19 protein-coding genes, 1 tRNA gene and 1 pseudogene are annotated in these 18,969 nt (G+C 64.5%); 12 read left to right on the forward strand and 9 right to left on the reverse strand.

The genetic code is table 11. The annotated features are described in order from the left end of the window. The first annotated feature begins 2 nt into the window (after positions 1 to 2). The 4 genes from fdhE to ACYU03_RS03025 all read left to right on the forward strand — a co-directional run bounded on the left by fdhE (position 3) and on the right by ACYU03_RS03025 (position 4,522). Entirely contained in the window at positions 3 to 932 is a 930-nt protein-coding gene (gene fdhE, locus ACYU03_RS03010; RefSeq protein WP_461888036.1) for a formate dehydrogenase accessory protein FdhE, read from the forward strand. A gap of 141 nt (positions 933 to 1,073) precedes the next feature. After that, a complete protein-coding gene (gene selA / locus ACYU03_RS03015) occupies positions 1,074 to 2,504 on the forward strand; it encodes an L-seryl-tRNA(Sec) selenium transferase (protein ID WP_461888037.1) in 1,431 nt (476 codons plus the stop codon). Next, positions 2,501 to 4,420, forward strand: coding sequence for a selenocysteine-specific translation elongation factor (selB, locus tag ACYU03_RS03020; protein ID WP_461888038.1), 1,920 nt, complete (start codon positions 2,501 to 2,503; stop codon positions 4,418 to 4,420). The genes selA and selB overlap by 4 nt, the downstream gene beginning before the upstream one ends. Positions 4,421 to 4,426: 6 nt before the next feature. Further along, a tRNA-Sec gene (locus tag ACYU03_RS03025) sits at positions 4,427 to 4,522 on the forward strand. Between the two features lie 60 nt (positions 4,523 to 4,582). On the opposite strand, the gene ACYU03_RS03030 is transcribed toward ACYU03_RS03025, so the two are convergent. Further along, positions 4,583 to 5,572, reverse strand: a complete 990-nt coding sequence (locus tag ACYU03_RS03030) for an asparaginase (protein WP_461888039.1) — start codon at positions 5,570 to 5,572, stop codon at positions 4,583 to 4,585. A gap of 225 nt (positions 5,573 to 5,797) precedes the next feature. Here ACYU03_RS03030 and ACYU03_RS03035 point away from each other — a divergent pair. The 3 genes and pseudogenes from ACYU03_RS03035 (at position 5,798) to ACYU03_RS03045 (ending at position 8,843) form a co-directional block, all read left to right on the forward strand. Then, a pseudogene (locus ACYU03_RS03035) lies at positions 5,798 to 6,752 on the forward strand (IS3 family transposase). Positions 6,753 to 7,030: 278 nt separating this feature from the next. Continuing rightward, the gene (locus ACYU03_RS03040; RefSeq protein ID WP_461888040.1) at positions 7,031 to 7,915 is read left to right on the forward strand and encodes a sugar nucleotide-binding protein; all 885 of its coding nucleotides are present in this window, start codon (positions 7,031 to 7,033) and stop codon (positions 7,913 to 7,915) included. Beyond that, positions 7,908 to 8,843, forward strand: coding sequence for an NAD-dependent epimerase/dehydratase family protein (locus ACYU03_RS03045; RefSeq protein WP_461888041.1), 936 nt, complete (start codon positions 7,908 to 7,910; stop codon positions 8,841 to 8,843). The genes ACYU03_RS03040 and ACYU03_RS03045 overlap by 8 nt, the downstream gene beginning before the upstream one ends. Positions 8,844 to 8,907: 64 nt before the next feature. Here ACYU03_RS03045 and ACYU03_RS03050 read toward each other — a convergent pair whose 3' ends face one another. The 5 genes from ACYU03_RS03050 to ACYU03_RS03070 form a co-directional block, all read right to left on the reverse strand. Further along, positions 8,908 to 9,591, reverse strand: a complete 684-nt coding sequence (locus tag ACYU03_RS03050) for an OmpW/AlkL family protein (protein ID WP_461888042.1) — start codon at positions 9,589 to 9,591, stop codon at positions 8,908 to 8,910. Positions 9,592 to 9,700: 109 nt separating this feature from the next. Further along, entirely contained in the window at positions 9,701 to 10,225 is a 525-nt protein-coding gene (locus ACYU03_RS03055) for a DUF3299 domain-containing protein (RefSeq protein ID WP_461888043.1), read from the reverse strand. A 9-nt stretch (positions 10,226 to 10,234) separates the two neighbouring features. Continuing rightward, positions 10,235 to 11,500 (reverse strand): ABC transporter permease, encoded by a 1,266-nt coding sequence (locus ACYU03_RS03060; RefSeq protein ID WP_461888044.1) that lies wholly within the window; start codon positions 11,498 to 11,500, stop codon positions 10,235 to 10,237. After that, positions 11,500 to 12,219, reverse strand: a complete 720-nt coding sequence (locus tag ACYU03_RS03065; RefSeq protein WP_461888045.1) for an ATP-binding cassette domain-containing protein — start codon at positions 12,217 to 12,219, stop codon at positions 11,500 to 11,502. Before ACYU03_RS03065 ends, ACYU03_RS03060 begins: the two co-directional genes overlap by 1 nt. Next, on the reverse strand, positions 12,220 to 12,807 hold the full coding sequence (locus tag ACYU03_RS03070; protein ID WP_461888046.1) for a DUF2796 domain-containing protein: 588 nt from the start codon (positions 12,805 to 12,807) through the stop codon (positions 12,220 to 12,222). Positions 12,808 to 12,964: 157 nt separating this feature from the next. Here ACYU03_RS03070 and ACYU03_RS03075 point away from each other — a divergent pair, with 157 nt between their 5' ends. Beyond that, the gene (locus ACYU03_RS03075) at positions 12,965 to 13,309 is read left to right on the forward strand and encodes a hypothetical protein (protein ID WP_461888047.1); all 345 of its coding nucleotides are present in this window, start codon (positions 12,965 to 12,967) and stop codon (positions 13,307 to 13,309) included. Between the two features lie 104 nt (positions 13,310 to 13,413). On the opposite strand, the gene trxA is transcribed toward ACYU03_RS03075, so the two are convergent. From trxA to ACYU03_RS03090, 3 genes are read right to left on the reverse strand one after another with little or no spacing between them, the layout of a single operon-like run. Continuing rightward, positions 13,414 to 14,286: a thioredoxin gene (gene trxA / locus ACYU03_RS03080; protein WP_461891360.1), complete on the reverse strand. Its 873-nt coding sequence runs from the start codon at positions 14,284 to 14,286 to the stop codon at positions 13,414 to 13,416. 46 nt (positions 14,287 to 14,332) lie between these two features. Then, complete coding sequence (locus tag ACYU03_RS03085; protein WP_461888048.1) at positions 14,333 to 14,992, reverse strand: class I SAM-dependent methyltransferase; 660 nt, start codon at positions 14,990 to 14,992, stop codon at positions 14,333 to 14,335. A gap of 1 nt (position 14,993) precedes the next feature. Then, positions 14,994 to 15,446 carry a YbaY family lipoprotein gene (locus ACYU03_RS03090; RefSeq protein WP_461888049.1) on the reverse strand — a complete coding sequence of 151 codons (453 nt, stop codon included), beginning with the start codon at positions 15,444 to 15,446 and terminating at the stop codon, positions 14,994 to 14,996. Between the two features lie 105 nt (positions 15,447 to 15,551). Between ACYU03_RS03090 and nrdR the strand changes: the two genes are divergently transcribed. From nrdR to ribBA, 4 genes are read left to right on the forward strand one after another with little or no spacing between them, the layout of a single operon-like run. Next, a complete protein-coding gene (gene nrdR / locus ACYU03_RS03095; protein ID WP_043210325.1) occupies positions 15,552 to 16,016 on the forward strand; it encodes a transcriptional regulator NrdR in 465 nt (154 codons plus the stop codon). A gap of 2 nt (positions 16,017 to 16,018) precedes the next feature. After that, a complete protein-coding gene (ribD, locus tag ACYU03_RS03100) occupies positions 16,019 to 17,149 on the forward strand; it encodes a bifunctional diaminohydroxyphosphoribosylaminopyrimidine deaminase/5-amino-6-(5-phosphoribosylamino)uracil reductase RibD (RefSeq protein WP_461888050.1) in 1,131 nt (376 codons plus the stop codon). A gap of 42 nt (positions 17,150 to 17,191) precedes the next feature. Further along, positions 17,192 to 17,857: a riboflavin synthase gene (locus tag ACYU03_RS03105; RefSeq protein WP_461888051.1), complete on the forward strand. Its 666-nt coding sequence runs from the start codon at positions 17,192 to 17,194 to the stop codon at positions 17,855 to 17,857. Between the two features lie 19 nt (positions 17,858 to 17,876). Next, positions 17,877 to 18,968, forward strand: coding sequence for a bifunctional 3,4-dihydroxy-2-butanone-4-phosphate synthase/GTP cyclohydrolase II (gene ribBA / locus ACYU03_RS03110; RefSeq protein ID WP_461888052.1), 1,092 nt, complete (start codon positions 17,877 to 17,879; stop codon positions 18,966 to 18,968). Position 18,969: the final 1 nt, after the last annotated feature.

Below are 18,969 nucleotides of genomic sequence, written 5' to 3' on the forward strand. Positions count from 1 at the left end.
GTTTGAGCAAGATTCTCGAACCCGGGCAGATCGAAGCGGCGGCGACCACGCCGCCGTTTCTGCTTCTGCCGCCAGCCAATCTCTTCGAACGGCGCGCAGCGCGCCTGGAGCAGCTAGCCGCCGAAGGCGGTGAACTTGCCGATTACCTGAAGCTGATCGCCCGCTTGAGTCGGGTCCAGCAGCAATTGCTCGAGCAGCCGCCAACCGGCCTGCCCGTGGCCGAGGAGCGCCAGCGCCTGTGTATGAGCCATGGGCTGCCGCCATTGGCTGCTGACAGCCTGGTGCGGGAGGGTTCATGGCAGGCCTGGCTACAGGCGTTCCTCGATCGGTTCGACGCCGGCAGCAGCAGTGCCCTGGACAGCGAGGTGCAGGCGTTGCGCATGAGTGCTGAAGACGAGCGCAGAGCCTGGGCCACCGCCCTGGTAGAGGGCCGCTACGATGTTGTGCCGCCGGCCTGGATGCCCTTCATTGGCGCGGCCTTGCAGGCGGCCTGGACCCACTGGCTGCTTAGCCTGCCCAGCCAGGAACTCAAGCCCACCAGCCACCTGAGCCGGTGCCCGGCCTGCGGTTCACCGGCCATGGCCGGGGTGGTGCGCAATCGCGGCCGACATAACGGCCTGCGCTACCTGGTCTGCTCGTTGTGCGCCTGCGAGTGGCATGTGGTGCGGGTCAAGTGCGTGTACTGCGAGTCGAGCAAGGACCTGCGCTATACCAACCTGGAGGACGACCGTCACGCTGCGGGCAAAGCGCCGCTGCGTGCCGAGTGCTGTCCGGGCTGCAACAGCTACCTCAAGCACTGCTACCTGGAGAATGACGCCGCCGCCGAGCCCTTGGCCGACGATCTGGCTAGCCTTGCCCTGGACATACGCCTGGACGACGAGGGCTTCTGGCGCCTGGCGCCGAACCTGATGCTGGCGCCAGGTGGGGAGTGAAGGGCTACACTGGGAAAACGAGCTAATCCGATTCGCTGGCAAGCCAGTTTCCACAGGTCCGCTGCATTCAATACCTGTGGAAGCTGGCTTGCCAGCGAATGGGCCTGAACAGACAACGGACCAGTTGAAGGTAGTACCTGCATGTCTTCCAGCCTCGCCAGCAACGCCTCACGTTTGCCCTCCGTCGACACTCTGTTGCGCCACCCAGCCTGCCAGCCGCTGCTTGAGCGCCATGGCCGCGAGGCGGTGCTGACGGCCTTGCGCCAGTTGCTCGATGACCTGCGCGAGCCGGCGCGGCTCGGCCAGCTCGGTGCCGTGGAGTTGGCCGCTGAGGTCCTGCTGGGGCGCGCTGGTGAACGCCTGGATGTCCAACAGAAGAGTCAAGTGCGGCGGGTGTTCAACCTGACCGGTACGGTGTTGCACACCAACCTGGGGCGGGCGCTGCTGCCGGAAGAGGCGGTGGAGGCCGTGCAACTGGCTGCACGCTATCCGCTGAACCTGGAGTTCGACCTGGCCACTGGCAAGCGTGGTGACCGCGATGACCTGATCGAGGGCCTGATCCGCGAGTTGACCGGCGCCGAGGCGGTCACCGTGGTCAACAACAATGCCGCCGCCGTGTTGCTGGCGCTCAACAGCCTGGGGGCGCGCAAGGAGGGCATCATCTCCCGTGGCGAGCTGATCGAAATCGGCGGCGCCTTCCGCATTCCCGACATCATGGCCCGGGCCGGTGTGCGCCTGCACGAGATCGGCACTACCAATCGCACCCACGCCCGCGACTACCAGGCCGCCATCGGCCCACGCACCGGCCTGCTGATGCGCGTGCATTGCAGCAACTACAGCATCCAGGGTTTCACCAACCAAGTGCCGACCGCCGAGCTGGCGCAGATCGCCCATCAGCATGACCTGCCGCTGCTTGAGGACCTGGGCAGCGGCAGCCTGCTCGACCTGACCCGCTGGGGCCTGCCGGCCGAGCCGACGGTGCGTCAGGCGCTGGCCGATGGTGCTGATATCGTCACGTTCAGTGGCGACAAGCTGCTCGGTGGCCCCCAGGCGGGGATCATCGTTGGACGCAAGGAACTGATCGCGAAGATCAAGAAGAATCCGCTCAAACGCGCCCTTCGGGTCGATAAGCTGACCCTGGCCGCCCTCGAAGCGGTGCTGGGGCTATACCGCAATCCGGACCGCCTGGCCGAGCGCCTGCCTGCCCTGCGCCTGCTGACCCGTCCGCAGGACGACATCATGGCCCAGGCCACTCGCCTGGCGCCGCAATTGGCCAGCCAGCTCGGCGTGCACTGGACGGTCACTGCCGAGCCGGCATTGGGCATGATCGGCAGTGGCAGCCAGCCGGTAGCGCGCCTGCCCAGCGCTGCCCTGTGCCTACGTCCGCAAGTTTCCAAGCGCCTGCGTGGGCGCAGCCTGCATGTGCTGGAGCGGGCCTTGCGCGCATTGCCGGTACCGGTGCTCGGACGCATCGACGACGATGCCCTGTGGCTCGATTTGCGCCAGCTCGACGATGAAGCCCAGTGGCTGGCGCAATTGCCGGAACTGCGGTTGGGCGTGGTGCAGCCGTGATCGTCGGCACCGCCGGACATATCGATCACGGCAAGACAGCGTTGCTCCAGGCCCTGACCGGCCAGGCCGGCGATCAACGTCAGGAAGAACGCGACCGAGGCATGACCATCGACCTCGGTTACCGGTATGCAGCTTTGACCGACGGGGCGCCGCTGACCGGGTTCATCGATGTACCTGGGCACGAACGTTTTATCCACAACATGCTGGCCGGCGCCCAGGGCATCGACCTGGTGCTGCTGGTGGTCGCTGCCGACGACGGCGTCATGCCGCAGACCCGTGAGCACCTGGCGATCATCGAGTTGCTGGGTATTCCCCAGGCCTTGGTGGCGATCAGCAAGTGCGACCGGGTCGAGCCGGAGCGTGTCGCCCAAGTACAGGCCCAGGTGGCTGACCTTCTGGCGTCGGGCCCCTATGCGGGCGCGGCGCAGTTTCCGTTGTCGAGCCTCCGCGGCGAGGGGGTCGAAGCGTTGCGCGAGGCTTTGCTGCAGGCTCAGAGCGAGGTGCGCCAGCGTAGCGTGCGTGGTGGCTTTCGCCTGGCCATCGACCGGGCATTCGCCGTGGCCGGCGCGGGCATCGTGGTCACCGGCACGGCGCTGGCCGGACGCGTGACGGCCGGCGATACCCTGCTCCTGGGCAAGGCCGGCAAGCCCATACGGGTGCGTGGCCTGCATGCGCAGAACCAGGCCGCCCTGGTGGCCGAAGCCGGGCAGCGGGTGGCCTTGAACATCAGCGCTGAGCGCCTGGCCCTGGAACAGATCCACCGTGGCGACTGGCTGGTGGCCGAGTGGCTGCATGCGCCGACCTCGCGGGTGGATATCGAAATGACCCTGCTGCCCGGTGAGGCGCGGGGCTTCGAGCATTTCAGCGCAGTGCACGTACACCTTGGCACCCAGGATGTCACCGCGCGGGTGGCGCTTTTGCAGGGGGAGCAGTTGTTGCCAGGCGAGCGGATGTTTGCCCAATTGCTGCTCAACGCGCCCTTGCAAGCGGTGCATGGCGACCGCCTGGTGCTGCGTGACCAACGCGCCCAGCGCACCCTTGGTGGCGGCCGCGTCCTCGATCCTTTTGCGCCAAGTCGGCAGCGGCGCAGCGAATTGCGCCTGCAGCAGTTGCAGGTGCTAGCCGATGCCAATGGCCTGGAGCAGGCATTACCCGCTTTGCTCGAAGCCGCGCCCGGTGGCCTCGATCCGCAGCGCCTAGAGCGTCAGTTCAACCGCCTGCGTAGCAGTTGGAAGCTGCCGGACGGCCTGGAGGTGATTGCTACGCGCCAGGGGCAGTTGCTGTTCGCCAGCAGGCATTGGCAAGCACTCAAGAAGCAAGTACTGGAGCAATTGGCACTGTTCCATGAACAGGAGCCGGACCAGTTGGGCCCGGACCGCGACCGTCTGCGGCGGTTCGCTGCGCTGCCGCTAGAGCGGCCGGCGTTTGTTAGCTTGCTGGATGAGTTGCTGAGCGCTGGTGGGATTGCCAGCAGTGGCCCGTGGCTGCACCTGCCTGACCACCAAGTGCGCTTGAGCGATGCCGACACGCTGCTGTGGGAACGTTTGGAGCCGCTGTTGCTGCAAGGGGGCTTCGATCCGCCCTGGGTCAGAAGCCTGGCAGCGGCGGAGAAGGTGCAGGAAGCCGAGGTGCGGTTGCTGCTGCGCAAACTGGCGCGCCTCGGCCTGGTGCACCAAGTGGTGCGCGACCTGTTCTACCCCGAGGTGACGATCCGGCAAATGGCGGCTTTGCTCTTGCAGCAGGCCGCCAATACACCGATAGTGCAGGTCGCCACGTTTCGCGATATGTTGAGCATCGGTCGCAAGCGCAGTGTGCAGATACTGGAGTACTTCGACCGGATCGGTCTGACCCGTAGGGTCGCCGACCAGCGTTACATCCGCCCCGACAACGCCCTGGCCCAACAGGCCGGGCGCTGAGTTCAAGGAAGGCAATCGCGCCCGGTGGCGCGGCCGGGCTTCAAACCCGGTTGGGGACGGCAGCCGTTCCCGGGCAGGTTCGACTCCCGCTGCCTTCCGCCATTCTCGTACAGCAAGGTCTGCAGTATCGGTGTAGGAGCCAACTGACTGCCCAATAAGCGGTCAGGCCCGTTCCCCACACAAATCCTGCGCGAACCAATGTTCGGCGGCCTGCACGTCGAGGCCGGCGCCAAGCAGGGCGAACAGCTTGGCCAGCGCAGCTTCGCGGGTCATACCGCCACCACTGATCAAGCCCGTGTCGCGCAAGCGGCTGCCGGCGGCATAGGTGCCGAATTCGACCGCCCCCTCCGGGCATTGGCTGATCGCAGCGATCATCACACCGCTCTGGCGGGCGTCATACAGAGCGTCGAGCAGGACCTGGTCATCCGAAGGCCCGGTACCACTGCCATAGCACTCCAGCAGTAAGCCTCGCACACCGCTGGCCAGCAGGGCGCGCAGGTGTATGGCCTGCAGGCCGGGGAATACCGGCAACACCGCCAGGTTGACCGGCTGGCGCTGCTGGCGGTAGTCCAGGGAGGGCGGGATGGCAGCCGCTTTCTCACCTTCGCGGTGGCGCGGCAAGGCCACGAAGGCATCGAAGGCTTCGCTGCGCAGCTTCGACGCCCGGGCGCCGTGCAGCAACTGGCCGTGGAAGTACAACTGCACGCCATTCTCCAGGCCGTTGGTGAACAGGCGCAAAGCACCGTCGAGGTTATCCCAGGCGTCGCTGTCCGGGACGCCGGCGGGTAGCATCGAGCCAGTCAGCAGCACCGGTACCGGCAGGCCGAGCAACAGGAAGGACAGGGCGGCGGCGCTATAGGCCAGGGTGTCGGTGCCGTGCAATACCAGCACACCGTCATGGCCATCGCGTTCCACCGCTTCGACGATGGTGTCGCGCATGGCCAGCCAGTTGGCCTGCTGCATGTTGGCGCTGTCGAGCAGCGGGCTTAGTTCGCGCAGGGACCAGTTCAGCTGCGGTGCGTCGGCCTGTTGCGCCAGGTGCTCGCGCATCCGTGTTTCGAAGCCACCGGCCGGCGCCAGGCCTGCCGGAGTCTGCAGCATACCGATGGTGCCGCCGGTATAGAGGACGAGAAGGTTGTTCACTGCACGCATGGGGTATTCCGTAGCGGTAGGCGGGAAGGGAGAAACCGCCCACGGAAGGGGCGGCTGGTAGGACAGGATATCAGCCTTGGACTCGCGGTTGCTTCAGCTTGAGGGCTGATCGGCCAGGCGTCGCGGTCTAGACACAGGCCGGCGAATCTCGCGGAGTCGAGTGTAGTGGTCTAATGAAACCGGACCCTCATTTAGGCGAGAATGCTCGCCATAGAGAGGTGTCTGATGACCAAGCAACGTCGTACCTTTACCCCAGAATTCAAGCGCGAAGCGGCCAGCCTGGTGCTCGACCAGGGCTATAGCCATATCGAAGCAGCCCGTTCGCTTGGGCTGGTGGAGTCGGCCCTGCGTCGATGGGTTAACCAGCCTCAGGAAGAACGAAATGGTGTAACCCCGACCAGTAAAGCGCTGACGCCCGAACAGCAAAAAATCCAGGAACTGGAAGCTCGAATCAATCGGTTGGAACGGGAAAAATCTATCTTAAAAAAGGCCACCGCGCTCTTGATGGCCGAGGAACACGAGCGTTCGCGTTAATTGATCAACTTCGTTCTGAAGAGCCTGTTGATCTGTTGTGCTCGGTATTTGAAATCACCCGATCTTGCTATTACGCGCACTGCCGCAAGCGCCGATTTCCGGACGTTGAGCGGTTGGTTCTACGCAGCCGCGTGAACGAGCTGTTCACTCAAAGCCGCAGCGCGGCGGGCAGCCGAAGCATCATGCTCATGATGCGCGAGAACGGCATAGAGATTGGGCGATTCAAGGTGCGCAAGCTGATGAGCGAGATGGAACTGATCAGCAAGCAACCCGGCTCACATGCTTACAAAAAGGCGACGGTGGAGCGACCGGATATCCCGAATGTGCTGGATCGAGCGTTCACCGTGTCGGCGCCGAATGATATGGCAGCCGAAGCTTCCGCCAGCGACTGTGGCGCTATCGTTTTAAACAGAGCATGAGCCGCCGCGGAAACTGCCACGACAATGCGCCGATGGAGCGGTTGTTTCGCAGCCTGAAAACGGAATGGGTACCAACCGTGGGCTACATGAGCGCTTCGCTGGCACAGCAGGATATTGGTCGGTTTTTGATGCAGCGCTACAACTGGCAACGGCCACATCAATTTAACAGCGGGCTGGCGCCCGCTGTGGCCGAGGAAAAACTTAACGCAGTGTCCGGGATTAGTTGACCACTACATCCTTGTATTTTTCTGGGGGAGTCATGTAATGCATGGCAAGTAAGCGCTCAACTGAGCAAGAGTCGATGATTTAACCTGGGGTTTTAGATGGGGAAGCCATACCTCTCCTATCGGGCCATAGGTAATTTCCCAAAGGGGTGTCAGAAGGAGATCGGGGCGCTCAGTCACTGAGTAAATGCCAGGGCGTCTCGCCCACGGTTGGACTTCCCCGTCCGGAAACCGCAAAATGTTCGCTTTCCTTAATCAACCTGTTCGGATCTGCTGACTCTATGCGTATGCGCCTGATGCTGTTGGGTGGTGGAAGTGCCCTCGGGCAAGCGCTGATTCGTCTCGGGGCCGAGGAGGACATCGGGTTTCTGGCGCCGCGTCCGCCAGAGGATGGCTGGGACCCAGCCAGCCTGACCCAGTTGCTCGACGACACTCGTCCGGATGCGCTGATCAACCTTGCCTATTACTTCGACTGGTTCCAGGCCGAGTCGGTCAGTGAACAGCGTCTGGCCCAGCAGGAACGGGCGGTGGAGCGGCTGGCGGAGTTGTGCCAGCACCACGAGATCATCTTGGTGCAGCCGTCGAGCTACCGGGTGTTCGATGGCTCCCGTGCCACGGCCTATAGCGAGAAGGACGAGCCGGTGCCGCTGGGCCTGCGTGGCCAGGCGCTGTGGCGTATCGAGCAGAGCGTGCGGGCGACTTGCCCGCAGCACGTATTACTGCGCTTCGGCTGGGTGCTGGATGAAAGCGTCGACGGCGTGCTTGGGCGCTTCCTGACCCGGGCCGAACAGCCCCAGGAGCTGTTGCTGGCCGATGACCGGCGTGGCAATCCGACGCCGGTCGATGACGCCGCGCGGGTGATCCTCTCGGTCCTCAAGCAGCTTGACTGTGCCGCGCCCTTGTGGGGCACCTACCATTACGCCGGCAACGAGGCGACCACGCCGCTGGTGCTGGGGCAGGCTATCCTCAGTGAGGCAGCCCAGTGGCACAAGCTGGCGGTGCAGGCGCCGACCCCGCAGGCCCATGCCGCCCGCCCGGATGCCAGCGAGGAGCCGCAACACGCAGTGCTGGCCTGCAAGAAGATCCTCCACACCTTCGGTATCAAGCCCCGCGCCTGGCGTGCCGGCTTGCCACCCCTACTGGACCGTTTCTACCGTCATGGCTGATGCCCCAATTCTGATTACCGGTGGCGCGGGTTTCATCGGTTCGCACCTGAGCGATGCCCTGCTGGAGAAAGGCTACGCTGTGCGCATCCTCGATGACCTGTCGACTGGCAAGCGCAGCAATCTGCAACTGCAGCATCCCAACCTGGAACTGATCGAAGGCGATGTCGCCGACGCCGCGCTGGTCGCCCGCGCCGCCGCCGGATGCCGTGCGGTGGTCCACCTGGCAGCCGTGGCCTCGGTGCAGGCCTCGGTCGAGGACCCGGTCAAGACCCACCAGAGCAACTTCATCGGCACCCTGAATGTCTGCGAGGCCATGCGCCTGAACGGCATCCGGCGGGTGCTGTACGCCTCCAGCGCGGCGGTTTACGGCAACAATGGCGAAGGCCAGTCGATCAGCGAGGACACCCCCAAGGCACCTTTGACGCCTTATGCGGTAGACAAACTGGCCAGCGAGCAGTATCTGGACTTCTACCATCGCCTGCATGGCCTGGAGCCGGTGGTTTTCCGCTTCTTCAATATCTTCGGGCCACGCCAGGACCCATCCTCGCCTTATTCAGGGGTGATCAGCATCTTCGCCGAACGCGCCACCAAGGGCCTGCCCATCACGGTCTTTGGCGATGGCGAACAGACTCGCGATTTTCTTTATGTCGGTGACCTGGTCCAGGTAATGATCCAGGCCCTGGAGTTGGCTGAGGTGGAAGAGGGCGCGGTGAATATCGGCCTGAACCAGGCGACTTCGTTGAATCAGTTGCTGGCGGCGCTCAAGGATGTGCTCGGCAGCCTGCCGCCGGTGAGCTATGGGCCGGCGCGGTCGGGGGATATCCGTCATTCGCGGGCGGATAACCAGCGGTTGCTGGCGCGGTTCGCGTTTCCTGAGCCGACGCCGATGGTCGAAGGGGTGGCCAAGCTGCTCGGTAAAGTTCGTTAATTGCGCAATTGGGGCTGCAAAGCAGCCCCTAGATCTAACGCCCCACTTTGTCCGGGCATTGCCGTCAGAACTTGTAGCCGATACCGACCATGTAGACCCATGGGTCTACGTCCACGTCGACCTTGGTCTTGCCTACGCCCAGTGCAGTCGGGCCGTCGATGGTGGCCTTGGTGTCGATGTCGATGTACCAGACCGAGGCGTTGACCAGCAGGTTGTCGGTGACCATGTAGTCCATGCCCAGTTGGCCGGCCAGGCCGATCGAATCCTGCAGCTTCATGTTGCTGAAGCCTTGCTGCTTACGGGCGCTGCTCAGGTCTTCATCGAAGAACAGGGTGTAGTTGATGCCGATGCCCGCGTATGGCTGGAACCTCGACGAGGCTTCCATCGGGTAGTACTGCAGCGACAGGGTCGGCGGCAGTTGCTTGATGTCGGCCAGCTTGCCGTCTAGGCCGCCGCCCAGGCCTTTGACGCCGACGGTGTGTTTGAACGGGGTGGCGGCCAGCAGTTCGAGGCCGATATGGTCGGTGAGCATGTAGGCGAAGGTCAGACCCAGTTGGGTGTCGCTGTCCAGGGTTGCCTTGGTGCCGGGGACCTTGGCGCCATTGAGCTTGAGGTCGCTGCTGTCTTCGTTCGGCGCTACGGTGATGGCACCGGAACGGATGATGAAGTCACCCGCCTGGTGGGCATGGGCAACAGGGGCTGCAAGCGCCAAGGCAACGAGCGAGGCGCCAAGCAAGGACTTGTTCATGGAAGCTCCCAAAGGACGTAGAAAATTTGTGGCCCAATGGTACGGAGCTGCGAATGGGTGAACGTTGATTCAGCTCAATGAAAGGTCCGCCCTTGAGCGGACGTCGTGCTCATTGCAGCTCATAAGCATAGATTTTCTCGGCTTCCATCTGGTAACCGGCATCAGCCAGCTCGCTGCTGGAGGGCTTGACCTGCATCCGTCCTTCGATCCAGTAGGGCTGGTAGAGGTCTTCGATGCGCACGCCAATTTCGCTGAAGATATGCACGATCTGGTTCGACGGTGGTGGCGGCACATGGATGCACGCGCCGTAATAGGGAACCAGGAGAAACTCGGTGGTGCGCCCCTCCTCGCTGACCTCCAGCGGCACGATGTAGCCTGGCAGCTTGACTTGCTGGCCATCCAGGGCCTTGACCACTGGCGCATCTGGCGCCTGCTGGCGCACCGCGGGAGCCGACTCCGCAGCCAGGGCATCGCCGAGCTGTGACAGTTGCGACAGCTCGTGCAACGGAGTCAGTTGCGGCGGGATCACCGGAGCACCTTCGGGGATGAGCTGTGGCCAGTCCAGAGTCTGGGGCGTGGCCGCCCACAGCGGAGTCACGGTCAACATCAGTATCAACAGCAGGGCACGGCGCATGGCAGGCTCTCAGAGGTGAATGGACAGGCCATCGGCCAGTGACTGCCGGTAGGCACGCCAGGCCGGCACACTGCCCATCAACAGCGCAGCACCGAGGATGATAGCCAGCAATGTCCACTCGTGTGCGCTCGGCCAGGCCAGAGGCAGGTACAAGCCATAGCTGGATTGCACATAACCTTGGGCTACCGCGATACCCAGGTAGAGAAGGCCCAGCCCGGCGGTGATGCCGGCTACGGCCAGCGCCAGGGCTTCCAGCACCAGCAGGCCTGCGATGTGCCAGGGCCGGGCGCCGACCGAGCGCAGGATGGCCATCTCCCGGCGCCGCTCGTTGAGGCTGGTGAGGATGGCCGTGAGCATGCCGATCAGGCCGGTCAGGACCACGAACAGCGAGACCACGAACAACGCTTGCTCGGCCGTGCCCATCAGGCTCCAGAGCTCTTGCAGGGCCACCCCGGGCAGGATCGCCAGCAAGGGTTCGTTGCGGAACTCATTGATCTCGCGTTGCAGGCTGAAGGTCGCGATCTTGCTGTTCAGGCCGAGCATGAATGCGGTGATGGCTGTCGGCTGCAGGTCCATGGTGCGCGCCTGTTCGGCACTGATACGTCCTGCGCCGCGGGCCGGCACGCCGTTGTGCCAATCGATGTGGATGGCCTCCATGCCACCGAGGCTGATGTGCAAGGTGCGGTCCACCGGCGTACCGGTGCGCTTGAGTACCCCGACCACGGTGAAGGGTTTGTCGTCGTGCTTGACCAGGCTGATCGCCGCCACGCCATGGGCCAACACCAGCTTGTCGCCAAGCCTGTAGTGCAGGGCTTCGGCCACCTCGGCGCCCAGCACCACCTCGAAAGGGTCATCGGCGAAGGGGCGTCCCTGGCTCAGTTGCAGGTGTTGCTTACGGCCGTACTGGTAGTGCTCGAAGTAATCACCAGTGGTGCCCATCACCCGGTAGCCGCGATGGGAGTCGCCCAGGGAAATGGGGATGGCCCATTTCACCCGTGGGTCTTTGGCGTAGTGTTCGAAGCTGTCCCAGCGGATGTTGTTGGTGGCATTGCCGATCCGGAATACCGAATACAGCAACAGGTTCACCGAGCCGGAACGGGCGCCGACGATCAGGTCAGTGCCGCTGATGGTGCTGGCGAAGCTGGCGCGGGCCTCGGTACGCACACGTTCGACGGCCAGTAGCAGGCACACCGACAAGGCAATGGCGAAGGCGGTGAGGAAGGCGGTGAAGCGCCGATTGGCCAGGCTGGCCAAGGCAAGGCGGAGCAGGTACATCAGGCCTCCTGGGACTGGGCCGGGCTGGCCGCCCGATTGAGTTCGGCCAGGGACAGGTGGCGGTCGAACAGCGGCGCCAGGCTCTGGTCATGGCTGACGAACAGCAGGCTGGAGCCGGCGGCCCGGCATTCGTCGAACAGCAGGCGGATAAAGGCCTCGCGGGTATCGGCATCCAGCGCCGAAGTCGGTTCGTCGGCGATCACCAGTTCCGGTTGGCCGATCAGTGCACGGGCGGCGGCGACCCGTTGCTGCTGGCCAATTGATAGGCTGTCGGCCCGGCGGGCGAGCAGGCCGGGATCGCTCAGGCCCAGGTGGGCCAACAACTGGCTGGCCGCCTGATCGATGTTGCCGTGACGCTGTGCGGCCCGCTCGGCACGGCTGCGTGAAAAGCGGCAAGGCAGTTCGACGTTCTCCCGCACCGAAAGGAAGGGCAGCAGATTGAACTGCTGGAAGATGTAGCCGGTATGGTCGACCCGGAAGCGGTCGCGGGCACCTTGGCCCAGGTCACCAAGCTCCTGGCCGAGCAGGCGCACGCTGCCCTGGCCAGGAAGGTTCACTCCGCCCAGCAGGCCGAGCAAGGTGGTCTTGCCGCTGCCGCTGGGGCCCTTGAGGAACAAGGCCTCGCCAGCTTCCAACCGGAAGTGGGGAATATCCAGCAGCGGCGGCTGCCCGGGCCAGGCGAAAACCAGGTCGTGCAGTTCGATCAGTGGTTGGCGCATTCAGAACTCGACCACGGCCTTGGATGGGCTGGCTTCCACACCTTTCTGGCCGTTGGGGCCGATCAGTTGCAGGTTGATCTTCTGGGTGGCAGGGAAGGCTGTGAACAGTGGGCCGAGGTCCAATCGGGTGAGCTTGGCCGGCTGGCTGCAAGTCAGCTGGTAATGGGCATGGATATCACTGTGCTGATGCTCGTGGGCGTCCCCGTCGTCATCCTGGGCGGGCAGGTCGCCGAACAATGGGCTCTCCAGCTCCTGGGCGCTTTCGCTGCAGCCAGCAGCCTGGTCCAGGGCGAACAGCTTCAGCGGTTGTTCCAGTTGTTGGCGCACGGCGGCGACCTTGGCCTTGTCGGCATCGCTGTTGGCGGCGTGCTCGAAGCCGACCAGGTTCATTGCTGGGCTGGCCAGCTCCAACTCCAGGGTATTGCCGTCGAGCACTGCGTTGAGGCTGGCCACGCCGTGCTCATGGGCACCGAGGCTGCCGTGCTGGTGGTCGTGGCCATGCTCGTGCGCATGGTCATGGTCGTCGTGGGCATGGGCCACGGCCAAAGGGAGCAGGGCGAAAGGCAGGGCGAGCAACAGGCGGCGCATGGACGACTCCAGGGCGGGTGCGGAAAGATTTGGTAATGTTATAACAACTTCTGTCGGTCGCACCAGCCTGCTTGGTGACGACGTACTGACACTGGCTACAGTTAGCACGCTGACTATGGGAGCATGACGCCATTGATCCTGCAGGAAGGAAAGCATCGTGAGAATTCGAGGACAGATCGGTGACTGGCCGGTGGACTTGACCATTGAGCTGGAGCCGGAGGAGTGGGCGCAGTTGGGGCGGCAACTGGATGCACCGATTGCTGTTGCCCCGGCTTCCCCGGCGGCAACGGCCGCACCGCGCCAGGATGATGGTCAATGGCTGGCCGCTTGTGAGCTGCTGCGCCAGGCCGGGCAGCTCAACGGGCCTGAGCTGCTAGAGCACCTGGAAGGGTTGGCGGGCAGTACCTCAGCAGGCAAGCGTCTGCTGGTGCGCCTACGCCACAGCGCCCAGGTGCGGGTGGAGAGTGGGGCGGACGCACCGGTGTATCACTGGGTGGGGTGAGTGGCTATCTGCTCACCGGGGTATTTCTCTTGAGTGTTCTTGCGGCCCCTATCGCGGGTAAGCACAGCGTGTAGGGGCGGGCTTGCCCGCGATAGGGCCGAGGCTCAATACAGCGCAGAGAACAGCTTGCGGCGATAGGTGCCCACCAGCGGGTGATCGTTGCCCAGCAGTTCGAACACTTGCAGCAGGGCCTGGTGCGGCAGGCCGTTCTCATAGCCGCGATTGCGCACGAACAGCTTGAGCAGGCCATCCAGCGCTGCCTCGTACTGCTGGCGCGCCAACTGCTGGATGCACAGCTGGTAGGCTGCTTCGTCGTCCTCAGGGTTTTGCGCCAGGCGGCTCTTCAGGTCGGCGACATCTGGCAGGCTGGCGGCCTGGCTCAGGAAGGTCAGTTGCGCCTTGGCCCCGGCCAGGGCGGCTTTATGCTCGTCGGTCTTGACTGCGTCGAGCACCACTTGGGCCTCACCCAGCTCACCGCGTTCGGCCAGGCAACGGGCATAAAGGATCAGTGCCTCGGCATTGCTGTTGTCTTCAGCCAGCAGCACCTTGAGGGCTGCTTCGGCTTCACTGAAGCGGCCCTCAGCGAACAGCGCCTTGGCCTGTTCGAGTGGCGATGCGGCAGGCGGCGCAGGCATCTGCACATGAGGCTCGAGCAGGGCGCGGATCGCTGATTCCGGTTGGGCGCCGGCGAAACCGTCGACCGGCTGACCGTCCTTGAACAGCACCACGGTCGGCAGGCTGCGGATGCCGAACTGGGCGACGATCTGTTGTTCGACATCACAGTTGACCTTGGCCAGTAGCAGTTCGCCCTGGTAGCCCTCGGCGATCTTGGCCAGCAGCGGCATCAGCGCCTTGCAGGGCGCGCACCATTCGGCCCAGAAGTCCACCAGCACCGGCTTGTGGAAGGAGTTCTCGATGACCAGCTGTTGGAAGTTGGCGTCGCTGGCATCGAAAATGTACGGCGTGTCTGGGTTCATTGGGGTTTGGCTCATCGCGAATCTCGCAAATCCTAGAATGGCATCACTATAAAGGCTGGCGGCTGGCGTGGTACAGGCTGACCCGGCGGAATTCGTGCGGTTCGGCCAGATCCGGCAGGGTGAGGGCCTCGAGCGTGCCAAGAGGTTGGTAAAGCGGGTGACTGAAGTCGCGCACCCGCGAGTCGGCCACCAGGGCCTGGCGGCCGCGGCTGAGGAACTGGTCGAGCAGCGGCAGGTTGGCCCGGTCGTAGAGCACGTCGGCGACCAGAATGAGGTCGAAGCGGTCGGCCTCGGCGAAGAAGTCGTCGCTGTAGCCCAGTTCCACGTCGTTCAATGCGGCGTTGGCGCGGCAGGCGTCCAGGGCCAGCGGGTCAAGGTCGCAAGCTACGACCTCTAGCGCACCCGCGCGGGCGGCGGCGATCCCTGCGATCCCGGAGCCAGCACCGAAATCCAGCACGCGCTTGCCTTGTACCCACTCGGGCCGCTCGGCCAGGAAACGGGCCATGGCCAGGCCGCTGGCCCAACAGAAGCTCCAGTAAGGGGGCTCATGGAGGATGCGCTGGGTTTCTTCAGGACTGAAGGCACGGTCCATGTTCTCGGCATCGATCAACCAGAGCTTGAGTTCGCAGTCCGGGAGTTCGCTGATCACCAGGCGCGCGTCGCCAAGCAGGCTGCTCAGGGCCTGTTGCAGGGGCGGCGGGGCCATCTCACGGCGCCTTTTTGAAATGCAGCGGTCCGGTGGCCTGGGTCTGGGCCTGGATGATGCGCCGGGCCGGCAACTGCAGGATCAACTGGCCGGAGCGGCTGGCACGTCCGCGCAGTTCGACGCGGGCGCCGGCCGGAAAGGCTTCGGGATTGAAACGCAGTTGGTAAGGCAGGGGTTGGCCGGTGCCGATCAGGTTGCGGCTGGCCAGCAAGCGCTGTGGGCGACCGCGTTCGTCGATGACCAGCAGGGCCAATTCCACTTCGGCTCCGGTCGGCACCTCCAGCAGGGTACCGCTGAGTTCACGCTGGTAGGCCGGCAGCGGACCGAGACTCTCGTTCTTCTGGACGGCCTTGGGGGCCGGCGCCGCAGGGGGCTGCTCGGTCTTCGGTTTGTCGCTGCTGCAGGCTGTCAGCAGGGCGGCAAGGCAGAGCACGACAAGCGCTCGATGGTGCATGGAGAAGTCCTTCACGGGCAGTTTTCACTGGATGGTAACCCCTTTGGCTTGTCTTGCCAGTGGGATGCGCTACCATGGCCCTCCCTTTTTTTGTTGCCTGCCACCATGCACTGTCCCTTTTGCGGTGCCAACGACACCAAGGTCATCGACTCGCGCCTGGTCGCCGAGGGCGAACAGGTGCGCCGCCGTCGTGAATGCGTTGCCTGCGGCGAGCGCTTCACCACCTTCGAAACCGCCGAGCTGGTCTTGCCGCGGCTGATCAAGCAGGACGGCACACGCCAGCCCTTCGACGAAGAGAAGCTGCGCGCCGGCATGCAGCGCGCACTGGAAAAGCGCCCGGTCAGCGTCGAGCGCCTGGAAGCGGCGCTGGCGCACATCAAGCACAAGCTGCGGGCTACCGGCGAGCGTGAGGTCAAGTCGCTGGTCGTTGGCGAATTGGTGATGGCTGAGCTGCGCAAGCTCGATGAAGTCGCCTATATCCGCTTCGCCTCGGTCTACCGGCGTTTCCAGGATCTCGACGAATTCCGCGAAGAAATCGACCGCCTGGCCCGCGAGCCAGCTAAAGAGTGACGATGTCCAGTCAGACCGCCATCCTCGATGCCCATTACATGGCCTGTGCGCTGGAGCTGGCCCGCAAGGGCCTGTACAGCACTCACCCGAACCCACGTGTCGGCTGCGTGATCGTGCGCGACGGCGAGGTGGTCGGTGAAGGCTGGCATGTCCGTGCCGGCGAGCCCCATGCCGAAGTCCATGCGCTGCGCCAGGCTGGCGAGCGTGCCCGTGGCGCTTGCGCTTATGTGACCCTGGAACCCTGCAGCCACCATGGCCGCACGCCGCCCTGTGCCGAAGCGTTGGTCACGGCGGGCGTGGCGCGGGTGGTCGCGGCCATGCAAGACCCTAATCCGCAGGTGGCGGGGCGAGGTCTTCGGCGCTTGGCCGAAGCCGGCATCGAGACCAGCAGCGGTGTTCTGGAGGCCGAAGCGCGAGCGCTCAACCCCGGGTTCCTCAAGCGCATGGAGCACGGCCTGCCCTATGTGCGCGCCAAGCTCGCCATGAGCCTGGACGGCCGCACCGCCATGGCCAGCGGCGAAAGCCAATGGATCACCGGTCCGTCAGCCCGCGCTGCGGTGCAGCGCCTGCGGGCCCGCTCCAGCGTGGTGCTGACCAGCGCCGAGAGCGTGCTGGCCGACAACGCGCGGATGACCGTGCGTGCCGCTGAGCTGGGCCTGGATGCGCAAACCACCGACCTGGCGCTGTCGCGCCCACCGCTGCGCGTGCTGGTCGATGGCCGCCTGCGCCTGCCGCTGGATGCACCGTTCTTCCAGGCCGGGCCGGCGCTGGTGGTGACGGCTCAGGCCGACGATATCCGCTATAGCGAAGCCGGCCATGAACTGCTGATCCTGCCCGCCAGCGATGGCCGGGTCGACTTGCCGGGGTTGCTTCACGCCCTGGCGGCGCGCGGTGCCAACGAGATCCTGCTGGAAGCCGGCCCGGGCCTGGTCGGTGCGTTCGCCCGCCTGGGGCTGATCGACGAGTACCAGTTGTTCGTCGCCGGCACTTTCCTGGGCTCCAGCGCCCGGCCGTTGCTGGACTGGCCGATGGCGCGGATGAGCGAGGCGCCCCGGCTGAAAATCACCGAGATGCGTGCGGTCGGCGATGACTGGCGGGTCACGGCCATCCCTGTGCCGGCCGCCGGCGTATAATTCCAGGCTTGCCACGGGCAGCCCCGTTCTCGAGGAGGACTCATGTTTACAGGCATCATCGAATCCATCGGCACCATCCGCAACCTCACCCCCAAGGGTGGAGACGTGCGGGTCTACGTCGAAACCGGCAAGCTCGACCTGGGCGACGTCAAGCTCGGTGACAGCATCGCCGTCAACGGTGTCTGCCTGACCGCGGTAGAGCTTCCGGGCGACGGTTTCTGGGCTGATGTCAGCCGCGAAACCCTGGACTGCACGGCTTTCGACGACCTCAAGAGCGGCAGCCGGGTCAACCTGGAGAAGGCCCTGACGCCGACCACCCGCCTTGGCGGCCACCTGGTCAGCGGCCACGTCGACGGTGTCGGCGAGATCGTTTCGCGTAGCGATAACGCCCGCGCCATCCAGTTCCGCGTGCGTGCGCCCAAGGACCTGGCCAAGTACATCGCCCACAAGGGCTCGATCACCGTCGACGGCACCAGCCTGACGGTCAACCTGGTCGATGGCGCCGAGTTCGAGCTGACCATCGTCCCGCACACCCTGTCCGAAACCATCATGGCCGATTACCGTCCCGGTCGTCGGGTCAACCTTGAGGTCGACCTGCTTGCCCGTTACCTGGAGCGCCTGCTGCTGGGTGACAAGGCCGCCGAACCGAGCAAGGGCAGTGGCATCACCGAAAGCTTCCTGGCCGCCAACGGCTACCTGAAATCCTGATCTGAGAAGGGGGTGCCGCGTGGCGCTCAACAGCATCGAAGAGCTGGTGGAAGACATCCGCCAAGGCAAAATGGTCATCCTCATGGATGACGAGGACCGCGAGAACGAAGGCGACCTGATCATGGCCGCCGAGTGCTGCAAGGCCGAACACATCAACTTCATGGCCAAGTACGCCCGTGGCCTGATCTGCATGCCGATGAGCCGTGAGCGTTGCGAAACGCTCAAGTTGCCGCTGATGGCGCCACGCAATGGTTCCGGTTTCGGCACCAAGTTCACCGTGTCGATCGAAGCGGCTGAAGGCGTGACCACCGGCATCTCCGCTGCCGACCGTGCGCGTACTGTGCAGGCGGCTGCCGCCCGTGACGCCAAGGCCGAGGACATCGTCAGCCCCGGCCACATCTTCCCGCTGATGGCCCAGCCTGGTGGCACCTTGGCCCGCGCTGGCCATACCGAGGCCGCCTGCGACCTGGCGCGGATGGCCGGCTTCGAGCCGAGCGGGGTGATCTGCGAGGTGATGAACGACGACGGCACCATGTCGCGTCGCCCGGAGCTGGAGGCTTTTGCCGCCGAGCACGACATCAAGATCGGCACCATCGCCGACCTGATCCACTACCGGATGATCCACGAGCGTACCGTTCAGCGGGTATCCGAGCAGCCGCTGGACAGCGAGCTGGGCCAGTTCAACCTGGTGACCTACCGCGATTCGGTGGAAGGCGACGTGCACATGGCCCTGACCCTGGGCACCATCTGCGCGGAAGAGCCGACCCTGGTGCGGGTGCACAACATGGACCCGCTGCGCGACCTGCTGATGGTCAAGCAACCCGGGCGCTGGAGCCTGCGCGCTGCGATGAGTGCGGTAGCCGAGGCTGGCAGTGGCGTGGTGCTGTTGCTCGGCCACCCGCTCGATGGCGACGTGGTGCTGGCGCACATCCGTGAAAGCGCCGGCGATACCCAGGCCAAGGCCCCGACCACCTACAGCACTGTCGGTGCCGGTTCGCAGATCCTGCGTGACCTGGGCGTGCGCAAGATGCGCCTGATGAGCTCGCCGATGAAGTTCAACGCGATATCCGGATTCGATCTGGAAGTTGTAGAATACGTGCCCTCCGAGTGAC

The sequence above is a fragment of the Pseudomonas sp. X10 genome, from assembly GCF_054889225.1.

What these genes read in the sequence shown, in the direction of transcription:
- ACYU03_RS03060 (WP_461888044.1), bottom strand. Translation starts at nt 11,500, where the DNA reads ATGTACCTGCTCCGCCTTGCCTTGGCCAGCCTGGCCAATCGGCGCTTC.
- selA (WP_461888037.1), top strand. Translation starts at nt 1,074, where the DNA reads ATGTCTTCCAGCCTCGCCAGCAACGCCTCACGTTTGCCCTCCGTCGAC.
- ACYU03_RS03085 (WP_461888048.1), bottom strand. Translation starts at nt 14,992, where the DNA reads ATGGCCCCGCCGCCCCTGCAACAGGCCCTGAGCAGCCTGCTTGGCGAC.
- ACYU03_RS03055 (WP_461888043.1), bottom strand. Translation starts at nt 10,225, where the DNA reads ATGCGCCGTGCCCTGCTGTTGATACTGATGTTGACCGTGACTCCGCTG.
- ACYU03_RS03090 (WP_461888049.1), bottom strand. Translation starts at nt 15,446, where the DNA reads ATGCACCATCGAGCGCTTGTCGTGCTCTGCCTTGCCGCCCTGCTGACA.
- ACYU03_RS03105 (WP_461888051.1), top strand. Translation starts at nt 17,192, where the DNA reads ATGTTTACAGGCATCATCGAATCCATCGGCACCATCCGCAACCTCACC.
- ACYU03_RS03050 (WP_461888042.1), bottom strand. Translation starts at nt 9,591, where the DNA reads ATGAACAAGTCCTTGCTTGGCGCCTCGCTCGTTGCCTTGGCGCTTGCA.
- ribD (WP_461888050.1), top strand. Translation starts at nt 16,019, where the DNA reads ATGTCCAGTCAGACCGCCATCCTCGATGCCCATTACATGGCCTGTGCG.
- nrdR (WP_043210325.1), top strand. Translation starts at nt 15,552, where the DNA reads ATGCACTGTCCCTTTTGCGGTGCCAACGACACCAAGGTCATCGACTCG.
- trxA (WP_461891360.1), bottom strand. Translation starts at nt 14,286, where the DNA reads ATGAACCCAGACACGCCGTACATTTTCGATGCCAGCGACGCCAACTTC.
- ACYU03_RS03065 (WP_461888045.1), bottom strand. Translation starts at nt 12,219, where the DNA reads ATGCGCCAACCACTGATCGAACTGCACGACCTGGTTTTCGCCTGGCCC.
- ACYU03_RS03030 (WP_461888039.1), bottom strand. Translation starts at nt 5,572, where the DNA reads ATGCGTGCAGTGAACAACCTTCTCGTCCTCTATACCGGCGGCACCATC.
- ACYU03_RS03070 (WP_461888046.1), bottom strand. Translation starts at nt 12,807, where the DNA reads ATGCGCCGCCTGTTGCTCGCCCTGCCTTTCGCCCTGCTCCCTTTGGCC.
- ACYU03_RS03045 (WP_461888041.1), top strand. Translation starts at nt 7,908, where the DNA reads ATGGCTGATGCCCCAATTCTGATTACCGGTGGCGCGGGTTTCATCGGT.
- ACYU03_RS03040 (WP_461888040.1), top strand. Translation starts at nt 7,031, where the DNA reads ATGCGTATGCGCCTGATGCTGTTGGGTGGTGGAAGTGCCCTCGGGCAA.